The sequence below is a fragment of the Lysobacter sp. HA18 genome (genome assembly GCF_054057595.1).
The window spans coordinates 2122285-2142735 of the sequence record NZ_JBSRZL010000001.1 but is presented as its reverse complement, the minus strand read 5'-3'; the positions used below and the strand labels follow the sequence as shown (position 1 = coordinate 2142735).

At 66.5% G+C, this 20451-nt stretch carries 16 protein-coding genes; 4 read left to right on the top strand and 12 right to left on the bottom strand.

Annotation, left to right across the window (positions count from 1 at the left end):
- Window positions 1-61 precede the first annotated feature (61 nt).
- Complete coding sequence (locus ACVWWW_RS10635; RefSeq protein WP_027083569.1) at window positions 62-1753, bottom strand: AarF/UbiB family protein; 1692 nt, start codon at window positions 1751-1753, stop codon at window positions 62-64.
- Window positions 1754-1831: 78 nt separating this feature from the next.
- Here ACVWWW_RS10635 and ACVWWW_RS10630 point away from each other — a divergent pair, with 78 nt between their 5' ends.
- Window positions 1832-2383 (top strand): DUF488 domain-containing protein, encoded by a 552-nt coding sequence (locus ACVWWW_RS10630; RefSeq protein WP_027083570.1) that lies wholly within the window; start codon window positions 1832-1834, stop codon window positions 2381-2383.
- Window positions 2384-3022: 639 nt separating this feature from the next.
- On the opposite strand, the gene ACVWWW_RS10625 is transcribed toward ACVWWW_RS10630, so the two are convergent.
- Both ACVWWW_RS10625 and ACVWWW_RS10620 read right to left on the bottom strand, forming a co-directional pair.
- Window positions 3023-5377 (bottom strand): Tex family protein, encoded by a 2355-nt coding sequence (locus ACVWWW_RS10625; RefSeq protein ID WP_027082066.1) that lies wholly within the window; start codon window positions 5375-5377, stop codon window positions 3023-3025.
- Window positions 5378-5483: 106 nt separating this feature from the next.
- On the bottom strand, window positions 5484-6644 hold the full coding sequence (locus ACVWWW_RS10620) for a PQQ-dependent sugar dehydrogenase (protein WP_027082067.1): 1161 nt from the start codon (window positions 6642-6644) through the stop codon (window positions 5484-5486).
- A 210-nt stretch (window positions 6645-6854) separates the two neighbouring features.
- On the opposite strand from ACVWWW_RS10620, the gene ACVWWW_RS10615 reads away from it, so the two are divergent.
- Window positions 6855-10121 (top strand): EAL domain-containing protein, encoded by a 3267-nt coding sequence (locus ACVWWW_RS10615; protein WP_051234769.1) that lies wholly within the window; start codon window positions 6855-6857, stop codon window positions 10119-10121.
- A gap of 100 nt (window positions 10122-10221) precedes the next feature.
- Complete coding sequence (locus tag ACVWWW_RS10610) at window positions 10222-11736, top strand: fumarate hydratase (protein WP_027082068.1); 1515 nt, start codon at window positions 10222-10224, stop codon at window positions 11734-11736.
- 57 nt (window positions 11737-11793) lie between these two features.
- On the opposite strand, the gene ACVWWW_RS10605 is transcribed toward ACVWWW_RS10610, so the two are convergent.
- The 7 genes from ACVWWW_RS10605 to ACVWWW_RS10575 form a co-directional block, all read right to left on the bottom strand.
- Window positions 11794-12750, bottom strand: a complete 957-nt coding sequence (locus ACVWWW_RS10605; RefSeq protein ID WP_051234771.1) for a patatin-like phospholipase family protein — start codon at window positions 12748-12750, stop codon at window positions 11794-11796.
- A 97-nt stretch (window positions 12751-12847) separates the two neighbouring features.
- Entirely contained in the window at window positions 12848-14164 is a 1317-nt protein-coding gene (locus ACVWWW_RS10600) for a mechanosensitive ion channel domain-containing protein (protein ID WP_051234773.1), read from the bottom strand.
- 22 nt (window positions 14165-14186) lie between these two features.
- The gene (locus ACVWWW_RS10595) at window positions 14187-15452 is read right to left on the bottom strand and encodes a cardiolipin synthase B (protein ID WP_027082070.1); all 1266 of its coding nucleotides are present in this window, start codon (window positions 15450-15452) and stop codon (window positions 14187-14189) included.
- Between the two features lie 80 nt (window positions 15453-15532).
- Entirely contained in the window at window positions 15533-16036 is a 504-nt protein-coding gene (locus ACVWWW_RS10590) for a DUF456 domain-containing protein (RefSeq protein ID WP_456998691.1), read from the bottom strand.
- Between the two features lie 136 nt (window positions 16037-16172).
- A complete protein-coding gene (locus ACVWWW_RS10585; RefSeq protein ID WP_027082072.1) occupies window positions 16173-17279 on the bottom strand; it encodes a M35 family metallo-endopeptidase in 1107 nt (368 codons plus the stop codon).
- Window positions 17280-17441: 162 nt separating this feature from the next.
- A complete protein-coding gene (locus tag ACVWWW_RS10580; RefSeq protein WP_051234775.1) occupies window positions 17442-17918 on the bottom strand; it encodes a glycine zipper 2TM domain-containing protein in 477 nt (158 codons plus the stop codon).
- A 126-nt stretch (window positions 17919-18044) separates the two neighbouring features.
- The gene (locus ACVWWW_RS10575; RefSeq protein ID WP_036141352.1) at window positions 18045-18497 is read right to left on the bottom strand and encodes a hypothetical protein; all 453 of its coding nucleotides are present in this window, start codon (window positions 18495-18497) and stop codon (window positions 18045-18047) included.
- Window positions 18498-18592: 95 nt separating this feature from the next.
- Here ACVWWW_RS10575 and ACVWWW_RS10570 point away from each other — a divergent pair, with 95 nt between their 5' ends.
- Window positions 18593-19414, top strand: coding sequence for a tRNA threonylcarbamoyladenosine dehydratase (locus ACVWWW_RS10570; protein WP_027082075.1), 822 nt, complete (start codon window positions 18593-18595; stop codon window positions 19412-19414).
- Here the strand turns inward: ACVWWW_RS10570 and ACVWWW_RS10565 are convergent.
- A complete protein-coding gene (locus ACVWWW_RS10565; RefSeq protein ID WP_027082076.1) occupies window positions 19386-20171 on the bottom strand; it encodes a TatD family hydrolase in 786 nt (261 codons plus the stop codon). The genes ACVWWW_RS10570 and ACVWWW_RS10565 overlap by 29 nt on opposite strands.
- Complete coding sequence (locus ACVWWW_RS10560) at window positions 20168-20374, bottom strand: DUF6116 family protein (protein WP_027082077.1); 207 nt, start codon at window positions 20372-20374, stop codon at window positions 20168-20170. The genes ACVWWW_RS10565 and ACVWWW_RS10560 overlap by 4 nt, the downstream gene beginning before the upstream one ends.
- Window positions 20375-20451: the final 77 nt, after the last annotated feature.

The following is a 20451-nucleotide window of genomic DNA, read 5'->3' as shown; positions in this document are numbered from 1 at the left end:
AGGTTAGGCCCGTGAGCGCTGCGTGCAAGCGGCCGGATTCAGGCTGGTTCAGCCTGCCTGTTCAGTGAAGGCCGCGCTCCTCTTTCGGACGTGCGCGATGATCGGTGAGCAACACACTGACCACCACGAAAAGCCCGAGGAATGCTGCGATCAGGAACAGGATGATCGCGATGGCGGGATAGCCGAAGAGCCGCGACCCGTTGTCGACCCGCATCATCAGCGCGGACGAAACGAGCAGCGCCGCGATGATCAACCCGACGGTGATCCTGTTCGCGATCTTCTGCATGTTCTCCATGAGCTTCGAATCGTCGAGCCCGTCCAGCCGCACCTGCAGCCGGTTGTCCGACAGCAGCGTCAGCAGGTTGTTCAGCTTGCGCGGCGCCTCACGCACGAGGCCTTCGACTTCGATCAGTTCACCCGCGAGCCCGGCCGGCGACAACGAGCGACGCAGGCGCTTTCGCATCACGTCCTCGAGGTGGTCGCGCACCACGTCCTTCGCGTCGAAGTCGGGATCGAGCGCGTCGCAGATCGATTCGAGGTTGAGCAGCGTCTTGCCCAGCAGGCTCAGCTCGGGCGGCGTGCGAAGGCCGCATGCGGTCGCGATGCGCGTGAGGTCGAGCACGAGCCGGCCTTCCGACACCGTGCGTCCACCGGAACGCGCGGCGTAAGACGCGACGAGCTGGCCGACCTCGCGCATGTAGCGCTCCTCGTCGAAATCCTCGAGGCGCGTGGAGATCGAGATGCCTTCAATCGCGACGTCCTCGCCGCGTCCATCCACCGATGCGAACAGCAGCTTCAGCAGGCGGTCGCGACGCTTCGGCGGCACGTGCGCGATCATTCCGAGGTCGAAGATGGCGAGGCGTCCGTCCTCCATCAGCAACAGGTTGCCCGGATGCGGATCGGCGTGGATTTCACCGTAGACGAACGCCTGGTCGAGGTAGGCGCGCAGCAGAGCGCCAGCGAGGTCGCCGAGCCGCTCCTCGGTGCGACGCAGGCCGCTGATGTCGGTGACCTTCTGGCCACGCACCAGGTCCATCGTGAGCACGCGCTTGCCCGAAAGGCTCCACACGGGCGTCGGCACGACGAGCTGCGGATACTGCTCTAGCCGTTCACCGAAGCGCTGCAGGTTCTCGGCTTCGAGGCGATAGTCGAGCTCGGCGAGCAGTGCGCGGCCGAACTCGTTGACCCAGTCGCCGAACTTCAGGCGGCGGCCCATGTCGGTGCCGCGGTCGATCTTGCCGGCGATCGAGCGCAGCGCTTCGAGGTCGTTGCGCACGCTGGTGATGGCATCCGGGCGCTGCACCTTCACCGCGACTTCGCGGCCGTCGCGCAGCACCGCGCGGTGTACCTGCGCCAGCGATGCGCTGCCGAGCGGCTCGTCGTCGAACTCCGCGAACAGCTTGTTCGGCCGCACGCCAAGTTCTTCCTCGATCACCTGCCGCACCACGTCGGCGGGCAACGGATCGACGTTGTCCTGCATGCGCTCCAGCGCGGCGAGGTAATCGGGCGGCACCATGTCCGGGCGCGTCGACAGCGCTTGGCCGAGCTTGATGAAGGTCGGGCCCAGGGCTTCGAGATCGTCGACGAACTGCTCGGGCTTGCCCGGTTCGCCTGCCGACTCGTCGACGCTGGCCTCGACGTCCTGCAGCACGGCGTCCTGGTCCAGCCCGCTGAAGATTCCGGCGCTGCGGTACTTGAGCAGGAACTTCAGGATCTGGGCCGTACGCGCAATGCCGGTGGTCTGCTCGGACATGAAAGGTCTCCGTGGGTCACGCAGCCTAAGCGGCGCGCCGTCAACGCTGTTTCATGTCGGCCGCGCGAACCTGTACGGATGGAAACGTCAGGCACGCTCTGGACCATCGGCCATTCCACGCATCCGTGGGAGGCGTTCGTCGACATCCTGCAAAAAGCGGAGATCGAGGCGGTGGCGGACGTGCGCCGCTTCGCGGGGTCGCGACGGCATCCGCAGTTCGGTAGCGACGCGATGGCGGCCGCGCTGCCAAAAGCGGGTATCGAGTACGTGCCGTTTCCGGACCTCGGCGGACGCCGTGCGGCGCGGCCGGATTCGCCGAACACCGCGTGGCGCAATGCCGCGTTTCGCGGTTATGCGGATTACATGGAGACGCCGGCCTACGAGCGTGCGCGCGAGCGGTTGGCTGCGCTTGCGACATCGAAGCGGACGGCGGTGATGTGCGCTGAAGCGGTGTGGTGGCAGTGCCACCGATCGCTGATCTCCGACGACTTCAAGTCACGCGGGTGGACCGTGCTGCATCTGCAGGCCGGTGGGCGGGTGCAGGAGCATCCGTATACGGGCGCGGCGAGGGTGGTGGAGGGGAGGTTGGATTATTCGGGGGATGAGGGAATTCAGCAGGGTTTGTTTTGAGCTCGCTGGGACACGTCATGTAGGAGCCGAAGCGTTTCGTCCGCTCACGCGGCCGAGTCACTTTTCTTTGGTCGTGCAAATAAAAGTAACCAAAAGAAAGCACTTTTCCCCGACGGATCTACAGCTCGCGATCGGGTCGGTATGTCGCGATCGCCACACTCGGCATCCTGCCTCGGGTGGCGACGGCCGACGTCCTGTCGGCCGCCCCTTCGGGGTCTTTACGATTTGAGCGGCTGTTGCGGTGATAACTGAGGAGCTGCGTCTTCGACGGCATGCTTGCTCGGGACGCGCGAAGTCAAAGCAGCAAAGCTGCACACAACGCGAGAAGTCGAGAACGATCAGGCATAGGGCTGCAGAGGCATCAGGGCAGGCGTCAGCGGGCGCAACAGCGACTTCGAGCCGCAAACCCAACCGTGGGACCCGAAGGGCGGCGGCCATGGATGGCCGCCGTCCGCACCCGAGCCAGGATGGCGAGTGTGCGGATCGTGGAAAACTCACACGATCGCGCGCTGTAGATCTGATCGGGGAAGGTGCTTTCTTTTGGTTACCTTTTCTTTGCACCAGCAAAGAAAAGTAACTCGGGCGCGCCAGCGCACGAAACGCTTTTGCAGTTTGCGGATAACGAAGCACCGCGCCGCGTTACTTCCCCTTAGCCTTAGCAAACGCATCCGCCAACGCACTATTCACCACCGCCGCCTGCGGCTTGCCCTGCGGTTTAGGCGCCGGCCCACGCCCACGTTCCTGTGTCCCTCGCGTTGCGCCCGGCTGCGGCCGCCCCGCATCACGATCATTCCGCGGCGCACGCGGTGCCGCATCGTCCAAACGACACGTCAACGCAATCCGCTTGCGCGCGACATCCACCTCCTGCACGCGCACCTTGACGATGTCGCCGACCTTCACCACGTCGCGCGGATCTTTCACATACGTGTCCGACAGCGCGGAAATGTGCACGAGCCCGTCCTGGTGCACGCCGATGTCGACGAACGCACCGAACGCCGCGACATTCGTGACAACGCCTTCAAGAACCATTCCCGGTTTCAGATCCTTCAGCTCTTCGACGCCATCAGCAAAACGCGCGGCCTTGAACTCAGGGCGCGGGTCGCGGCCCGGCTTCTCTAGTTCTTTGAGGATGTCGCGCACCGTCGGCACGCCGAAACGGTCGTCGACGAACTGTTCGGCGCGCAGGCCGCGCAGGAACGCGGCATCGCCGATCAGGCCACGGATCGGCTTGCCAGTGGACGACACGATGCGTTCGACGACGGGATACGCCTCGGGATGCACTGAACTCGAATCCAGCGGCTCGTCACCGTCGGCGATGCGCAGGAAGCCAGCGCACTGCTCGAACGTCTTGTCGCCCAGGCGCGGCACCTTCAGCAGCTCCTTGCGCGACTTGAACGGGCCGTTCGAGTCGCGGTGACGCACGATGTTGTCCGCCACCGTCGAACTCAGGCCGGACACTCGCGCGAGCAACGCAGCGGACGCCGTGTTCACATGCACGCCGACCGCATTCACGCAGTCCTCGACGCGCGCATCGAGCGCGCGCGCCAGCTTGTACTGGTCGACATCGTGCTGGTACTGGCCGACGCCGATCGCTTTCGGTTCGATCTTCACCAGCTCGGCGAGTGGATCCTGCAGCCGACGTGCGATCGACACCGCGCCGCGCAACGAAACGTCCACGTCAGGGAATTCGCGCGACGCGAGTTCCGACGCCGAATACACCGACGCACCGGCTTCACTCACGACGATCTTGGTGAGCTTGAGTTCCGGCGCGAGCTTGATGAGATCCGCCGCGAGTTTGTCGGTCTCGCGCGATGCGGTGCCATTGCCGATCGCGATCAACTCGACGTTGTGCTGCGTGCAGAGCCGCCGCAACGAAGCGAGCGACTGGTCCCACTGGCGCTTGGGTTCGTGCGGATAGATCGTGTCGGTCGCGACCAGCTTGCCGGTGCGGTCGACCACGGCGACTTTGACGCCAGTACGCAGACCCGGATCGAGACCCAGCACCGTGCGTGCGCCGGCGGGCGCTGCGAGCAGCAGATCCTTGAGGTTGTCGCCGAACACGTTGATCGCTTCCAGCTCGGCGCGTTCGCGTGCCTGCGCGGTCAGGTCGAGCATCAGGTGCAGGTGCAGCTTGGCCTTCCACGTCAGCCGTGCGCAGTCCATCAGCCATTGATCTGCGGGGCGGCCGTCGTTGCGGATGCCGGCGTGCTTCGCAACGCGACCGGTCGCGAGCAGATGGCCCGCGTCCGCATCGACGCCCGGATCGAGATCGAACTGCAGGAACTCCTCGCGACGGCCGCGCAACAGCGCGAGCATGCGGTGCGACGGAATCTTCGAGATCGGTTCGGCGTGATCGAAGTAGTCGCGGTATTTCGCGCCTTCGTTCTCCTTGCCTTCGATCACCTTCGAACGCACGACGCCGACCTGCGACAGCCATTCGCGCAATTCACCAACGAGTGCCGCGTCTTCGCCCCAGCGTTCCATCAGGATCGCGCGCGCGCCATCGAGGGCGGCCTTCGCATCGGCGATGCCTTTGTCAGCGTCGACATATGTCGTGGCAACTGCTTCGGGTGATTGCGTCGGATCGCCGAGCAGCGTGTCGGCCAGCGGTTCCAACCCGGCTTCGCGCGCGATCTGCGCACGCGTGCGGCGTTTCGTTTTGTACGGCAGGTAGAGATCTTCGAGGCGCGCCTTGCTGTCGGCGGCGAGCAGGTCGTTGCGCAGCTCGTTGGTGAGCTTGCCCTGTTCGTCGATGCTCGCGATGACCAGCACGCGGCGGTCTTCGAGCTCGCGCAGGTAGCCCAGGCGCGTTTCGAGTTCGCGCAGCTGGATGTCGTCGAGGCCGCCGGTCACTTCCTTTCGATAGCGCGCGATGAAGGGCACGGTCGCGCCTTCGTCGAGCAGCGCGACGGCCGCTTCCACCTGTCGGGCCTGCGCGCCGATTTCCTCGGCGATACGGCGGGCGATGTGCTGGGCGGTGCTGCGGTCCTGCATGAGTGCGTCGACATCCGGATGGGCCGGCGATTGTGGGCGCGCGCGCAGGGGCCGTCGACGTTGACAGCACTGCGGTCGTGTGGGACCGAAGCGCCACTCGCCGTGTTCAGGCAGGCGGATCGATGCGCAGCAGCTCGCCGTTTTCGTCGTCGGTCAGCACATAGACGGCACCATCGGCGGCGACGCGCACGTCGCGGATGCGCGCTTTGCGATCCTCGAGCAGTCGTTCCTCGCGGACGATGCGATCGCCGTCGAGCTGGAGCCGGATCAGGCAGCGGTCGGCGAGCGCACCGAGAACCACGCTGTCGTTCCATGGCGAACCCGGGTGGCCGGTGTAGAACGCCATGCCGGACAGCCCCGGGGATTTCAGCCACACGTGGTATGGCGATTCCATGCCCGGCACGTCGGTGCCCTTGGTTTCCGGATACGGGAACGGCGTGGCGTAATCCTTGCCGTGGCTGGCGATCGGCCAGCCGTAATTCTTGCCGGCCTGCGGCAGGTTGATCTCGTCGCCCCCGCGCGGGCCGTGCTCGGCTTCCCACAGGCGGCCCGTGCGTGGATCGACCGCGAGCGACTGCACGTTGCGATGCCCGTAACTCCAGATCTGCGGGCGTGCATCGCTGCGGCCTACGAACGGGTTGTCCGGCGGCACCGCGCCGTCGAGCGTCAATCGCACGAGCTTGCCCTGCAGCACGCCGAGATCCTGCGCGCGCATGCGCTGGAAGCGCTCGCCCTGGCTGATGAAGACGTGGCTGTCGCGATCGAACGCGATGCGCGAACCGAAGTGGTTCGGGCCTTGGAGCTTGGGTTCCTGTCGATAGATGACGCGGAAGCCGGTCAGCGCCATACCGTCGAGCACGCCGTAGCCGGCGGCGGTTCCGGCCGTGCCATCGGGGCCGGGTTCGGCGTACGCAAGGTAGACGCGGTGGCTGCTCGTGAAATCCGTCGCCAGCTCGACGTCGAGCAGCCCGCCCTGGCCCTGTGCCCATACCGTCGGCACGCCGGTGATCGGTGCAGACACGCGACCGTCGCGCTCGACGTAGCGCAGGCGGCCCGGGCGTTCGGTCACGAGGAAGCGGCCGTCGGGAAGGAACGCCAGCGCCCAGGGGTTTGCCAGCCCGCCGGCGATTCGGGTGACGCGAATTTGGTCCGGCCGCGCGGCGGTCTCCGCGGGCGCGGACGGCCGTGCAGAAGGCCCATCGCCGGCGCGACAGCCGCTTGCGGCGGCTGGAAGCAGGAGGACTGCGACAAGGGCTGCGTAGCGCATGACGGCACCGTCGAACCGTGAAGGCTGTGACCGTATCGCCACTCCATGCGATGACGGCGTCGCGGCAGGTGGCGAGCTGTAATCCGCTGCACAGTTTCTTGCTGCGGTCCGTTCGCAGAATGCCGTTATCGACAGAGAAGTGACGTTTTTCGTCTCACCGGCCGGAACTTGATGGATTCCCAGAGCGCGTCCCGCGAACGATCGGCTCCCGTGGCGGAGGCCCGGCGACGGGCGCTCGCGTCCGCGCGGCTGCTGCGTGCGCCGGTTGCGTTCGCCGCCGTTGCCGGACTGCTGTGCGCCGCCGCCGCGCGCGTGTTGTCGCCGGCGCTCGCTGCAGGTGCGATCGGCGCGGTGGTCGGCGCGTGGACCGGGCTCTGGCTTGCGCGACCGCTGGCGGGGCGCGCCGACGCGCGATGGTTGATGCCCGTACTCGGCATCGCAGCCGGGTTGTTCGCTGCGCATGTCGTGCCGGTCACTGTCATCGTTATCACCGCGGTGATGACTGCCGCGGTCGTCGCGACACGCGCACTGGTTCGACAACTGCATCCCCAAGTCGAGTGGGACGACCCGGCGCCGGCCGCAATCGCGATCGCATCGCTCGGCGCCGTCACGCTCGCACTCGCGTGGGTGAGCGCGCAGGCTGTTCCGTTCCTGCATGGCGCGTGGTTTGCGGCATGGCCCGCGCTCGCCGCTGCGGCCGTCGCCGGATTCGCTGCATCGGTGACGCTCGCCGCGATCGATCCGCCGGATCCGTTCGCCGAGGATCCGCGTCGCGTCACGCTCGTTCTTTCACTTGCGTTGGTCATAGGCGCGGCCGTGTTGTCCGCGATCTCGCCGCGCCTCGTTCCGTTGCTCGCGATCGGCCTGCTCGCACTCGCGGCATCGGGCCGGCCGCGCACGCTGGGTGCGTTGTCGCTGGTGCTGGCGATCGCAGCGCTCATCGCGGCCGACCACGCATCCGCGACGCTGTCGCGCATCGCCGGCGGCTGGTCGACCGCGGCCGCACTCGGCCTCGTCGCGACGATGCTCGCCATCGCGCTGCTCGGCAGCCTGCTCGCGCACCAGCGTGATCGCGTGCGTGCACGGCTGCGCGCCGCGAGCGGACATCTGCTCACGCTCGCCGAAAAAAGCCCGGGCCTCGTCGCGACATTCGATCGCGACATGCGCCACCGCCACGTCAACGATGCCTACGTGCGGTGGACTGCCCTGACGCGTGAGCGTGTCGAAGGCGCCACGCTGGGCGACGTGCTCGGCATGGAGTTCGCGGGCAAGCTGCAGACCAGCGCCGCACGCGCGATGGCCGGTGCATCGCAACAGCTGCAGGCCGACCGCGGCGATCGCGCGCTCGACATCCGGCTCGAACCGTACTTCGGCCTCGACGGTGCGATTGCCGGTTTCCATCTGCTCGCCGAGGATGTCACGTGGCGCAAGCAGAGCGAGCGCGACCTGCGCACGCTGGTCAATGCATCGCCCGAGCCGACGCTGGTGCTCGACGAGGACGGCCGCATCCAGCTTCATAACGATGCCGCCGCGACGTTGTTCGACGCCGCGAACGCCGATCTCGTCGGCACGCTTCTGCCGACCTGGCTCACCGCGTCGGACGGGACTACTCCGGTCGCGAGCACCGATGCCGGTCTGCGCGCGCGTCGTCGCGACGGCACGACATTCCCCGTCGACCTCAAGCTTGGCTCGATGCCGGGCGAGCACGGCGGACGTTCGGTGGTCACGTTGCGCGATCTGAGTCGCGATCTCGCGCTTGAACACGCGGCACGTGCCGCACGCGAGCAGGCGCAGGCGACGCTCGATTCGATCAGCGATGCGATGGTCGTCGTGGATCCGAGCGGCACCGTGATCGCATTCAATCCGGCCGCGACCGAACTCACCGGCTGGGCGCGCGAAGACGCGCTTGGGCACGTCGTGGAAGAAGTCATCAAGCTCGTCGAGCCCATCCGCGGCGTGCCGCAGGTGTCGGTGCTTCGCGAGGCGTTGAAGACCGGCAAGGCGGCGCGACTGGAGGGTGAGCGCGAACTCGTGCGTCGCGACGGTGCGCAGCGCGTGGTCGAGGAATCCGCGTCGCCATTGCGCGATGCGCAGGGCAGGGCGATCGGCGGCGTGCTGCTGCTGCGCGATGTCAGCCATGCGCGCGAACAGGCGCAGGTGCTCGCGCATATGGCGCAGCACGATTCGCTCACCGGCCTGCCGAATCGCGTTCTGTTCCAGGACCGTCTGGGCCAGGCACTCGCGCAGCTCGGCCGTGGCAATCGAGGTGCGGTGCTCTACATCGATCTCGACAAGTTCAAGCCGATCAACGACACGCTCGGCCATCCGGTCGGCGACAAGGTGCTGCAGGAAGTCGCGCAGCGCCTGCGCGAGTGCGTGCGCGAGGACGACACCGTCAGCCGACAGGGCGGTGACGAATTCGTGCTGCTGCTGCAGCGCCTCGCCGACCCGCGCGATGCCGCGCGCGTCGCGGAAAAACTCATCCGCTCTGTCGAACAGCCGATCATCGTCGACGGCCACGAGCTGCGCGTCGGCGCGAGCGTCGGTATCTCGCTGTTCCCGCAGGATGCGCGCGACGCCCGCTCGCTGATGAAGCAGGCGGACACCGCGCTGTATCACGTCAAGGACACGGGTCGCGGTCGCTACAGCTACTTCACCGACCTTATGGGCGAACGTGCGGAAGCGCGCATGCGCACCGAGAACGACCTGCGCCTCGCACTCGCGGCGGAAGACTTCGTGCTGGACTACCAGCCGGTGGTCAACACGCGCACCGGCAAGTTCACGTCGGTCGAAGCGCTGCTGCGCTGGCGTCGCGCCGACGGCACCGTGTTGCTGCCGGAAACGTTCCTGTCGGTGGCCGAAGAAACCGGGCTGATCATCCAGATCGACGAATGGGTGCTCGGCAAGGCCTGCCTGCAGAACGCCGCCTGGCAGCAGGCCGGGCTGCCGCCGTTGCCGCTGTCGGTGAACGTGTCGTTGGCGCGCTTCGATCCCGATCGCTTGCTCGCGCAGATCGATGCCGCGCTGGCTGCGGCGACGCTCGATCCGCAATGGTTGGAAGTCGAGTTCCGCGGCGAGCAGCTGTTCGCGCTCGGCGAGCCGGGGCGTAGCCTCGTCGCCGACCTGCGCGCGATGGGCGTCAAGGTCGCGGTGGACGACATCGCGACCAGCCAAGCCAGCGTGTCGCAGCTGGTCGACGTCGGTTTCGACGCGCTGAAGCTGGATGTCGCGGTGGTGGACGCACTGATCGACCACGAGCGTGCGCGTCGAGTCGCCGAGGCGATCTGCCGCACCGGTCTCGCGCTGCAATGCGAGGTGGTCGCCAAGGGCGTCGAGAGCGAGGCGCATCGCGACCTTCTGGCGCGTTGGGGCTGCGGCAGCCTGCAGGGCACGCTGTTCAGCCCGCCGCTGTCGTCCACCGCGCTCGCGCGCCTGCTGCAACGCTCGGATCCGCCGACCATCGCGCGCACTGCCTGAGCGCCGGGTGCGCAGCGGGCGGTAAAATGGCGGCTTCCCTCCCGTCGTGCCCGCCGTGTCCTCCCAGACCGCTCCTTTCGCTCCGTCCGCGCCCGTCGTCATCCGCCAGGACGACCTGATCCAGTCCGTCGCCGACGCGCTGCAGTACATCAGCTACTACCACCCGGTCGATTACATCAAGGCGCTGACCGCCGCGTACGAGCGGGAGCAGTCGCCCGCCGCGCGCGACGCGATGGCTCAGATCCTCATCAACTCGCGCATGTGCGCCGAGGGCCGCCGGCCGATCTGCCAGGACACCGGCATCGTCACGGTGTTCCTCGATGTCGGCATGGACGTGCGCTGGGACGGCGCGACGATGTCGGTCGAGGACATGGTCAACGAAGGCGTGCGTCGCGCGTATCTCGATCCGGACAACGTGCTGCGCGCAAGCGTGCTCGCCGATCCTGCGGGCAAGCGCACGAACACGCGCGACAACACACCGGCGGTGATCCACACCAAGCTCGTACCGGGCAACACCGTGCACGTCACCGTTGCGGCCAAGGGCGGTGGTTCGGAAGCGAAGTCGAAGTTCGCGATGCTCAACCCGTCCGACTCCATCGTCGACTGGGTGCTCAAGACCGTGCCGACCATGGGCGCGGGCTGGTGCCCGCCGGGCATGCTCGGCATCGGCATCGGCGGCACCGCCGAGAAGGCGATGCAGCTGGCGAAGGAAGTGCTGATGGAGCCGGTGGACATCCAGGATCTCGTCGCGCGCGGCCCGAGCAACCGCATCGAAGAACTGCGCCTGGAGCTCTACGACAAGGTCAACGCGCTCGGCATCGGTGCGCAGGGCCTCGGCGGTCTGACAACGGTGCTCGACGTCAAGATCAAGGATTACCCGACGCATGCAGCGAACCTGCCGGTCGCGATCATTCCGAACTGCGCGGCCACCCGGCACGCGCATTTGGTGCTCGACGGCAGCGGCGCGGTGCAGCTCGATCCGCCGTCGCTCGAGGATTGGCCGAAGCTCACGTACGACGCGAGCGCCGGGCGTCGCGTGAACCTCGACACCATCACGCGGGACGAAGTCGCGAGCTGGAATCCGGGAGAAGTGCTGCTGCTCAACGGCAAGCTGCTCACCGGCCGCGATGCCGCGCATAAGCGCATGGTCGACATGCTCAATCGCGGCGAGACGTTGCCGGTCGATCTGTCGGGCCGTTTCATCTATTACGTCGGCCCGGTCGATCCGGTGCGCGATGAAGTTGTCGGCCCCGCAGGCCCGACCACCGCGACGCGCATGGACAAGTTCACCGACCAGGTGCTCGAACAGACCGGCCTGCTCGGCATGGTCGGCAAGGCCGAGCGCGGCCCGATCGCGATCGATGCCATCCGCAAGCACAAGTCGGCCTACCTGATGGCGGTCGGCGGCGCGGCGTATCTGGTGTCGAAGGCGATCAAGGCCTCGCGCGTTGTCGCGTTCGAAGATCTCGGCATGGAAGCGATCTACGAGTTCACCGTGCAGGACATGCCGGTGACCGTCGCGGTCGATTCGAACGGCACGTCGGTGCACCAGACCGGCCCGCGCGAATGGCAGGCGCGTATCGGAAAGATTCCGGTGGTGGTCGAACCGGCCTGATGCGAACTTCGATGCCCGGCCTGTCCGGGCATCGTCGTATTGGCGTGACGCGATGCCTCAGAGGCGATGGGCGAGGGCGGTCAGCGTCTGCTGTGTCGTGGGCTGCGCGAGATAACCCTTCGCCAGCACTTCCAGCGCGTTGATGTTGGTATCGCTCACGTCGTCGAGATCGTCGAGCCCGATCGTCAGCGGCGTCTGCAGTCGGTAGTACGCGTCGCCGACGATGTGCTGCGCGATGTAGTCGACCGACTCGGCGTTGCCGTCGAACAGCACGTCGATAATCGGGATCGCCCATTCCAGCGCGCCCCATTCGCGTGCCGAGCGCAGGTCGATGGTGCGTGTTCGTTCGCCGGTGCCGACCGATACGACGATGAGGTCGCGGCAGTTGTCGACCGTGTCGTCCTTGCGCAGCGCTTCGGCGATGGCGCAGGCGGTGGGATTGTTGGCGACGATGCCGCCGTCGATCAGTGCGCAGTCGCGCCCTTCGACACGCAACGGATGCGCGGGGAAATACGTCGGCGCGGCGGTGGTGGCGCGGCAGACGTCGCGAACGCGCAGGTCCGCGTGCTCGGGCTTGAAGCTTTTGAAGATCACCGGCTTGCGGTTGATGGTGTCGTAGCTGGTCACCATCGTCTTGACGCTGCAGTCGCCCAGGCGCGCATCGCCGAACACGTCGGCCAGCACCTTCTCCATGCCGCGACCGTCGTAGCGCGGCGCGGACGGGCCGTCCACCAGCAGACGCGATGCACGCGACCACAAGCGGCTCGCGATGCCCGGAAAGATTTCATGCCGACGCCCGCGATACAGCTCCGCGAGCATGTCGGGCGAGCGTCCGAGTGCGAGCCCGCAGGCGATCAGGCCGCCTGTCGAGCTGCCTGCAAGAAGATCGAAGCTGCCGGGAATATGCGGCTTGCCTGCGGCCGCGAGCGCGGCGTCGACGCCGGCCAGCCATCGGCAACTGACGAGACCGCGGATGCCGCCACCGTCGAGCGAAAGGATGCGTCGCAGCTGCATGGAGTCCTCCTTGACGCCAGTGTCGATCCCACCTGTCGCACAGACTGCACTTGGCGCCGACGCCGCGCGTGAAAACGCAACGTGCGCCGACGCGCGGTCAGATCAGGTTTTCGTCGTCGTGGGCGGCGCGCTGGGCGTCCACCTGCGCATCGATGTCGTGGTTCACCGAGGTGTCCCCGCAGCCTTCCGGTTCCGTCTGCGGCGTCGCCACCACTTCCATGCCGATACGGTGCGCGACCGCCGGTGGCAGCGGCGCGGTGAACATGTACTGCACTGGGCGCGGCCCATCGATCTGGGCCTTCTCGAAGGCCGACTTCACCGCGCGGACCGCCTCGCTGCGCACCTTGCCCAGGTCGCTCTCGCGCTGGTTCACCCAGCCCTGGAACTTGAGCTGGATGCCGCCGTTGAGATAGCCGTCGACGGCCCATGAAGGCGACGGATCGTCGAGCACGCCGGCGACCTTTTTGATCTCGCCGATTGCCGTTTCCTGCGCTTCGCGGATGGATTCGGCGGTGTCGATCACCATCAGGAATTCGAAACGGCGCTTCGGGTTCTGCGTGAAGTTGGTGACGACCGACTTGAAGACGATGCCGTTCGGCACAGCGACCTGCACGCCGTCGAACGTCATCAGCAACGTCGAGCGCGACGTCAGCGCGACCACCTTGCCTTCGTATTTGTCGACGAGGATGTGGTCCCCGGGCGAAAAGCCGCGACGCAGGCTGAGCAGGATGCCGGCGACATAGTTCTCGGCGATGTCCCGGAACGCGAAGCCGATCGCGATGCCGACCACGCCGGCCGAACCCAGCAACGCGCCGACGATAGCGGTCGCTTCCAGCAGGTCGAGCGCGATCAGTAGGCCGACCAGCAGGATCACCCAGTTCACCAGCCGCGCGACGAGCGAATCGATGTACGGGTTCTTCGCGCTGAAACGCGAGAGGTGGATGCGGCGGCTCACCGATCGCCCGATCCACCATGCGATCAGCACGATCAATGCAGCGACCAGGAGCAGCGGCAGTCGCGCGACCAGCCCGATCAGCTTGCCGCCGACCTGCTGCAGCGCGAGCTTCAGGCGGGTGACGATGCTTCCGGCGATCTGCAACCGGTTGTCGACGCTCGCGACGCCCGGCTGCTGCCCCGCGATCTGCTCGGCGTGCGCGCGTTCCTCGTCGCCCGAAACCGAGCCGTCGAGACGTACCACGCCGCCCGCAGCCGTCACCGTGATGTTCGAATAGCCCGGCACGGCACGCAGGCGCGCGGCGACCGTGCGCGACAGTTGCTCGTCGGCCGATGTCGGCGTCGCGGACGCGACCTTGACGCCAGCCGCCTGCGCGATCCACGCCTCGGACTGCGCACCGGATACCGCGGGGACAAAGATCAGACAGACCGCCAGCAACAGGCCGGCGAAACGGCGCATCGACACCCGGAAACCTCGATCGTTAGAGCTGTGACTTGATCGGGACGATGAAGCGCTCGGACATCTTTTCCTTCCAGGGCCGCGTCTGCCACATCTGGTACGTGTACGGCTTGGTCAGTTTGAGGTCGCGCTCGAAGACCTGCGTCATCGTCTCGGCGAAGCCCGCATCGTAGACGTTCAGGCTGGCCTCGTCGTTCAATTGGAATGAACGCTGGTCGAGGTTCGTCGAGCCGACCGACACCATGTAGTGGTCGATGATCATCAGCTTCACGTGCAGCATCGTGGGCTGGTAGAGGTGGATCTCCGCACCGGCGGCCAGCAGCGGGCCCCATTCCTTCTTGGTCGCGATGCGCACCGTTTCCGAGTCGATGTACGGGCCCGGCAGCAGCAGCCGCACGCGAACGCCGCGCTTTCGGGCAGCCATCAGCGCGTCGCGAAGCAGCGGGTCCGGAATGAAATACGCCGCCTCGACGTCGATGCTCTTTTCCGCCGCAGCAATCGCCATCAGGAACATCAGGTGCATGCTCTCCGCGCCGCCTGCAGGCGAGGCGATGAACATGTGCGCCGGCATGTCGCCCGCCGGCTGCACGGCCGGGAAGTACTTGGCGCCGTTGAGGACGTGGCCGGTCGTCTTGATCCAGTTGTCGTTGAAGGCGGCCTGCACCTGCGACACCACCGGGCCTTCGATGCGGAAGTGCAGGTCGTGCCAGTGATCGGGGTCCTGCGCGTGGCCCAGCCACGGGTCGCCGATGCCGACGCCGCCGGTGAACGCAACGCTGCCATCGACCACGAGCAGCTTTCGATGCGTGCGGTTGTTGAGGCGGCCGAGGTTGTACCAGTGCAGCGGGCGATACCGCTCGATGCGCACGCCGCAGTCCTGCATGTTCTTCAGCATCGAGCTGTCCATCTTGATGCTGCCGGCCCAGTCGACCGTCACGTTCACTTCGATGCCGGCCTTCGCGCGCTCGCACAGCGCCTGGCTGAAGTCGGCGGCGATCCTGCCCTCCCACCAGATGTAGGTCTCGAACGTGATCGTGGTCTTCGCGCCGCGAATCGCATCGAGCATCGCGGGGAAGATCTCGTCGCCGTTCTGCAGCACCGTGATCTTGTTGCCGGGCACGATCGACGGCCCGAGCAGCACGCCCATTTCGCGGATGAACTGCGGGTCGGTGCTCGCGTACTGGTGGATGACGCGGTTCTCGAGCTTCTTCTCGGGCGTCGCGAAGTTCATCGCGATGACCACGATCAGCACGGTCACAAGAGCCGTCAGGGCGATCGTCCAGAACATGCGGCGGCGGCTCCAGTTCAGTCGGAATTTCATGGTGCCGACTCTGAACGGCCGCTTCGCAAGCGGGTGTGAAACTGCCGCTAGTTGTGGGCGAGCCAGACCACCGCAAACAGGCCGAGCATCCCGAACGCGATGACCAGCTTGAGGATCGTCCCCAGCAGGAGCCCGACCCAGGTGCCGACGCCGACCTTCGCCGCGTGGCCCATGTCCTGCAATTTGCGACGGTGGATCAGCTCACCCGCGACGGCGCCCACGAACGGCCCGATGAAGATCCCGATGAAGCCGAGGAACAGGCCGGCGAAGGTGCCGATGGTGGCGCCCAGCAAGGCGAGACGACTCGCGCCGACACGCTTCGCGCCCATCGCCGTCGCAAGCAGGTCGACCGCGAACGACGCGAGCGTCAGTACCACCAGCACACCCAGCGTCCAACCGCCGACGCGATGAAAGCCGTCGGCCCAAGCCGCGAGCAGGAGCCCGCCGAAGACCAATGGAATGCCGGGAAGCGCGGGCAACACCGTGCCGGCGATGCCGACGATGACCAGCACGACGGCGATAACGAACCACAGCGTGGACAGGTCGGACACGGGCATCTCCATCGGCAGTCGCGGCATTCTGCGGCACGCGTCGTCATTGCCGCTGCACGAGGGGCGTCCAGCGCCGTCGACAAAAAGAAAGCCCGGCCGAAGCCGGGCTTTCCGCGTCCCTCTTGGGGGAGGTGACTTACTTCTGCGACGGGTTGTTCTCGGCGAAGTACTCGTGGTTGTCGGCGTTGTCGAGCGCCTGGTCCGGGTTCGAGGCCGCGAGGTTCTTCGCACCGCTCTGGCCATAGACGTGGTCGTCGGTGGCCGCGGTGACGTTGAAGTGGCTCATCTCGTGGATCAGCGTGCCGCCCTTCGAATCGGTGCCGGTCAGCGGCGCCGACCAGAACGCCTTGCACACGAAGATCTCGTACGGGCGGGTCGGGTAGACGTAGGCGTAGTAGCTCTGGTTGCAACCGCAGTTGATCGTGACCTGGCCACCGCTCTGGTCGATCGCGCTGTCGATGTTGACGAAGTGCTGGCGCGCCGTCGAATAACGCGACGACGTGTACGAGCCGAACCACGTGGTGTAGCGCGCACCGACGGTGCCGCCGTTGAGGTAGCCCTTCGCGTTCTCCGAATAGGTGCGCGCCGCGTTGACCGCACTGCCCGCGGTGCTGATCTGCGTGGTCGAGCAGCTCTTGTACGACACGCCGTTGACGACGGTCGCGCCCGCGCTCGGCTTCGCCTGCGCCTTGAGCGTGCGGCTACCGCCCAGCTGGTCGGTGCCGTCGACCCACAGCTTCAGCGACGCGCTCTGCGCGACCATCGGCAGGCCATTCGACGCGATCAGCATCTGCCCGCCCGACAGCGACGCGTGCTGAAGCGGCGACTTGTACGTCACCGTGTATTCGCCGGTGTTCGACAGGTCGTAGAACGCCGAAAGGTCGACGCTGGTGCGGATCGTCTCGCCCGGGCGCAGCACGGTGAAGTCGCTCGCCTGCGGCAGGCCGCGCTTGATCATCGGGCCTTCGTACGGAACCTCGCGGCCGTCGTGGGTCACGCTGAACACGTCGGACTGCAGGTACTGCGACGGCAGCTGCCAGCCCGGCATGCGCACGGCGCGATTGCTGGTGTTGGTCACCTCTACGTCCACCGCGCCCAGGAACGACGACTGGCCCGTCGACGCGACCACGGCGATCCGCAGCGGGTTGAACGTGGCGGTCTGCACCGAGGCGTCGGCGGCGTTCAGGGCGAAACCGGCGAGCAGGACGCTACCGGCGGCGGCAAGCAGGGGCAGGCGATTCATTCGACACCTCGGGGGAAGGGAGTCCGTCATGGACGCCCCGACGTTAACCCCGCGATCAGCCCCATGCATGCCGCGCCGCAACAAACGCAATCCGCAATCAGGACCGGACACGAAAACGGCCCGGGGTTACCGGGCCGTTTTTGAAACTGAGACGAGCGTCGCTTAGCGTGCCCAGACGCGACCGTTGTAAACGCGAACCGCCGAACCTTCGCCGATGCCGCCGAGGTCGTTCTGGCTGACCATCGTGGTGCGGCCATCGTTCATGCGGACATAGACGTTGTAGCTCGTGCCCGACGTCGACATGTTGCGATCGACCGCCGCGCCCGCGGCTGCGCCGGCGACTGCGCCTGCGACCGTCGCGACGTTCTGCTTGCCGTTGCTCGAGTCCTTGGTGAGTTCATGACCCGCGGCGGCGCCGATGACGCCACCGATCACGCCGCCCGCAACACCGGAGCGCGGCGCGGTGCCGTTACCGACCGCTTCGATGCGCGTCACCACGCCGCAATCGGAGCAGACGCCATAGCTGTTGGCCGGCGGCGGCGAACCCGCGTAGCCCGAGGAATAGGGAGTGGACGCGCAGCCGGCCAGGGCGATCAGCGAGGCGGCCGCGACGGCGGTGAGACGAAGTTGCACATTCATGGGACGCTCCAGGATTCGTGGTCAGGACGATGGCCATTGCCATGCGCGACAGATCGTGGGAGCGCGTCGGTGAACGCGTTATCAAACTGCGAACACGCGTTCAGCCGACAGTTCTTCGCGCAACGATCACTCGTTCGCGTAGTGGTGACAGTTCTCGCAGGCCTCGCCGATCTTCGCTGCAGCAGCCTGCACGCCGGGGCAATTCAGTGGCGGCGTTGCCAGCGATGCATCGACGCGCGCACGCAGGTCGCTCGCGTATTTCGCGAACTTCTCGTCGCCCTGCATGCCCTTGAACGCGGGCTCGATGTCGTTCGCCATCGTGCGAAGCGCCTGCAGGTGCGGGATGACGTCCGTCGCCGCGCAACGGTTCTGCGTGACGTTATCTTTCAGCGCGCGCGAGTGGGCCGCCATCACGTGCATCACGGCGAGCGGGTAGGGATCTTTCCGCTGATCGATCGCACGCATGATCATCACACTGGCGACCGCGCCGATCACCAGGCCGAGCAGCGCCATGAAGAGATAACGGGAGCCGTTGCCGCGGCGGGCAGGGCTGGGCGACGGAGCATTGACGTCGGACATCGGCCTGTTTCCTCGTGTCTGCGCGGAGTGCGCGGGACCATAGCACGCACCCCCGTGGCGCCGATCGTCACGCACGCACCGCCTAGAATGCGTGCATGCAAACGCACGACCTCGACCCGGCCTGGACCGAACGCTTCGCCGGCATCGACCGCCTTTACGGCGCAGGAAGCCTGTCCAAACTCGTGACATGCCGCGTCGCCGTCGTCGGACTCGGCGGCGTGGGTTCGTGGGTCGCGGAGGCGCTCACGCGCTCGGGTGTCGGCCATCTGCGGCTGATCGACGCCGACGATATCTGCGTGTCGAACACCAACCGCCAGCTGCCGGCGCTCGACGGCACCTTCGGACACGCGAAGGTCGCCGCGATGGCCGCGCGTTGCCAGCGAATCAGTCCTTTGATGGACGTCGAGCCGGTGCCGGCTTTCATCACCGCGTCGAACCTCGACCACCAGCTCAACGTCGATCTCGATCTTGTCGTCGATGCCTGCGACAGCTTTCGCAGCAAGGTCGAGATGATCGCCTGGTGCCGTCGACGCAAGCTTCCGATCGTTGTGAGCGGTTCGGCGGGCGGACGCATCGATCCGACGCTGATCCGCGTACGCGATCTCTCGCGCACCGAGCACGACGCGATGCTCGCGCTGGTGCGCAAGAAGCTGCGCGCGGATTTCAACTTCCCGCGCAATAAGGATCGTTACTTCGGCGTGCCCGCCGTCTACTCGTTGGAGAACGTGCGCTATCCGCAGGCCGATGGCAGCGTCTGCGGCCTGCGCCCGAGCGCGACCGATGCGGACGGAAGCCTGAAGCTCGATTGCAGCGGCGGGCTCGGTGCCGCCACGCACATCACCGGCGCGTTCGCATTCGCGATGGTCGGCAAGGCCATCGAGCTGCTGCTCAAGGCGAAGTCGACACCTCAGGCGTAAGCCGGAAGAGGCGTTCCGCGTTCAACGTGGTTGCGGCGGCAAGCTGCTGCGGCGACTGAGCACGTAGCGACGCGATCGTCCCCAATACATCGACAAGCCGCGCGGGTTCGTTGCGTTCACCACGGCTCGCGGCGCCCGGTTGATCAGGCGAGTCCGTCTCCAGCAGCAGATATTCGATCGGCATCGTCGCCGCCAACGTACGCAGGCGATTCGCGCGCTCGTACGTCACCGGCCCGCCAAGACCGATGAGAAACCCGCTCGCCCACAGCATCTCGGCCTGCTGGCGGCTGCCCGAGAAGCTGTGCACGACGCCGCGCACGCCGCCGATGCGACGCACCGCGGCGATCACATCGTCCACGGCATGCCGCGCGTGCACGATCAGCGGCAGGTCGAAGTCGCGTGCAAGCTGTAGGTGCGCGTCGAACAGCACGCGTTGACGCTCGCGATCGAGCCCATCGATGAAGTAGTCCAGCCCGCATTCACCGATCGCGACCGGGCGTTCGCTTTCGATCCAACTGCGCAGCGCGTCGACGTGCGCGTCCGTGTGGCGGTCGAGATACACGGGATGCAGTCCGTACGCCGGGAACAGGCCGTCGAAATGCCCGCAGACGTCACGCAGCGTCGGCCACGTCGCCGCTTCGATCGCGGGAACGATCTGGCGCGTGACGCCGGCGGCGCGCGCGCGACCAATCACCTCCGCACGATCGGCATCGAATTCGTCGACGTCGATGTGCGAGTGGCTGTCGACGAGGATCATCGAGGCGGCAGGACGTCCTTGGCGCGCGACTTCCAGTTCGCGAGCAGCATCGTGCCGAGGCCGAGAAGTATCTCGTCCACGAAGGGAATGAAGTCGGGAATCAGCAGGTCGAAGAAGAACAGCACCGCGACGATCCAGAACAACGTCGGGTGGCGCAGCTTTTCAGCCCAGCGCATGAAGGGTTTGAGCAGGAAACGGGCCATGTGCACCTCGCGATAAGCCGACGCTACCACGCTGCCGCGACGCATCTGAACGGGCCGTGTGAACCCCCGGTCATGCT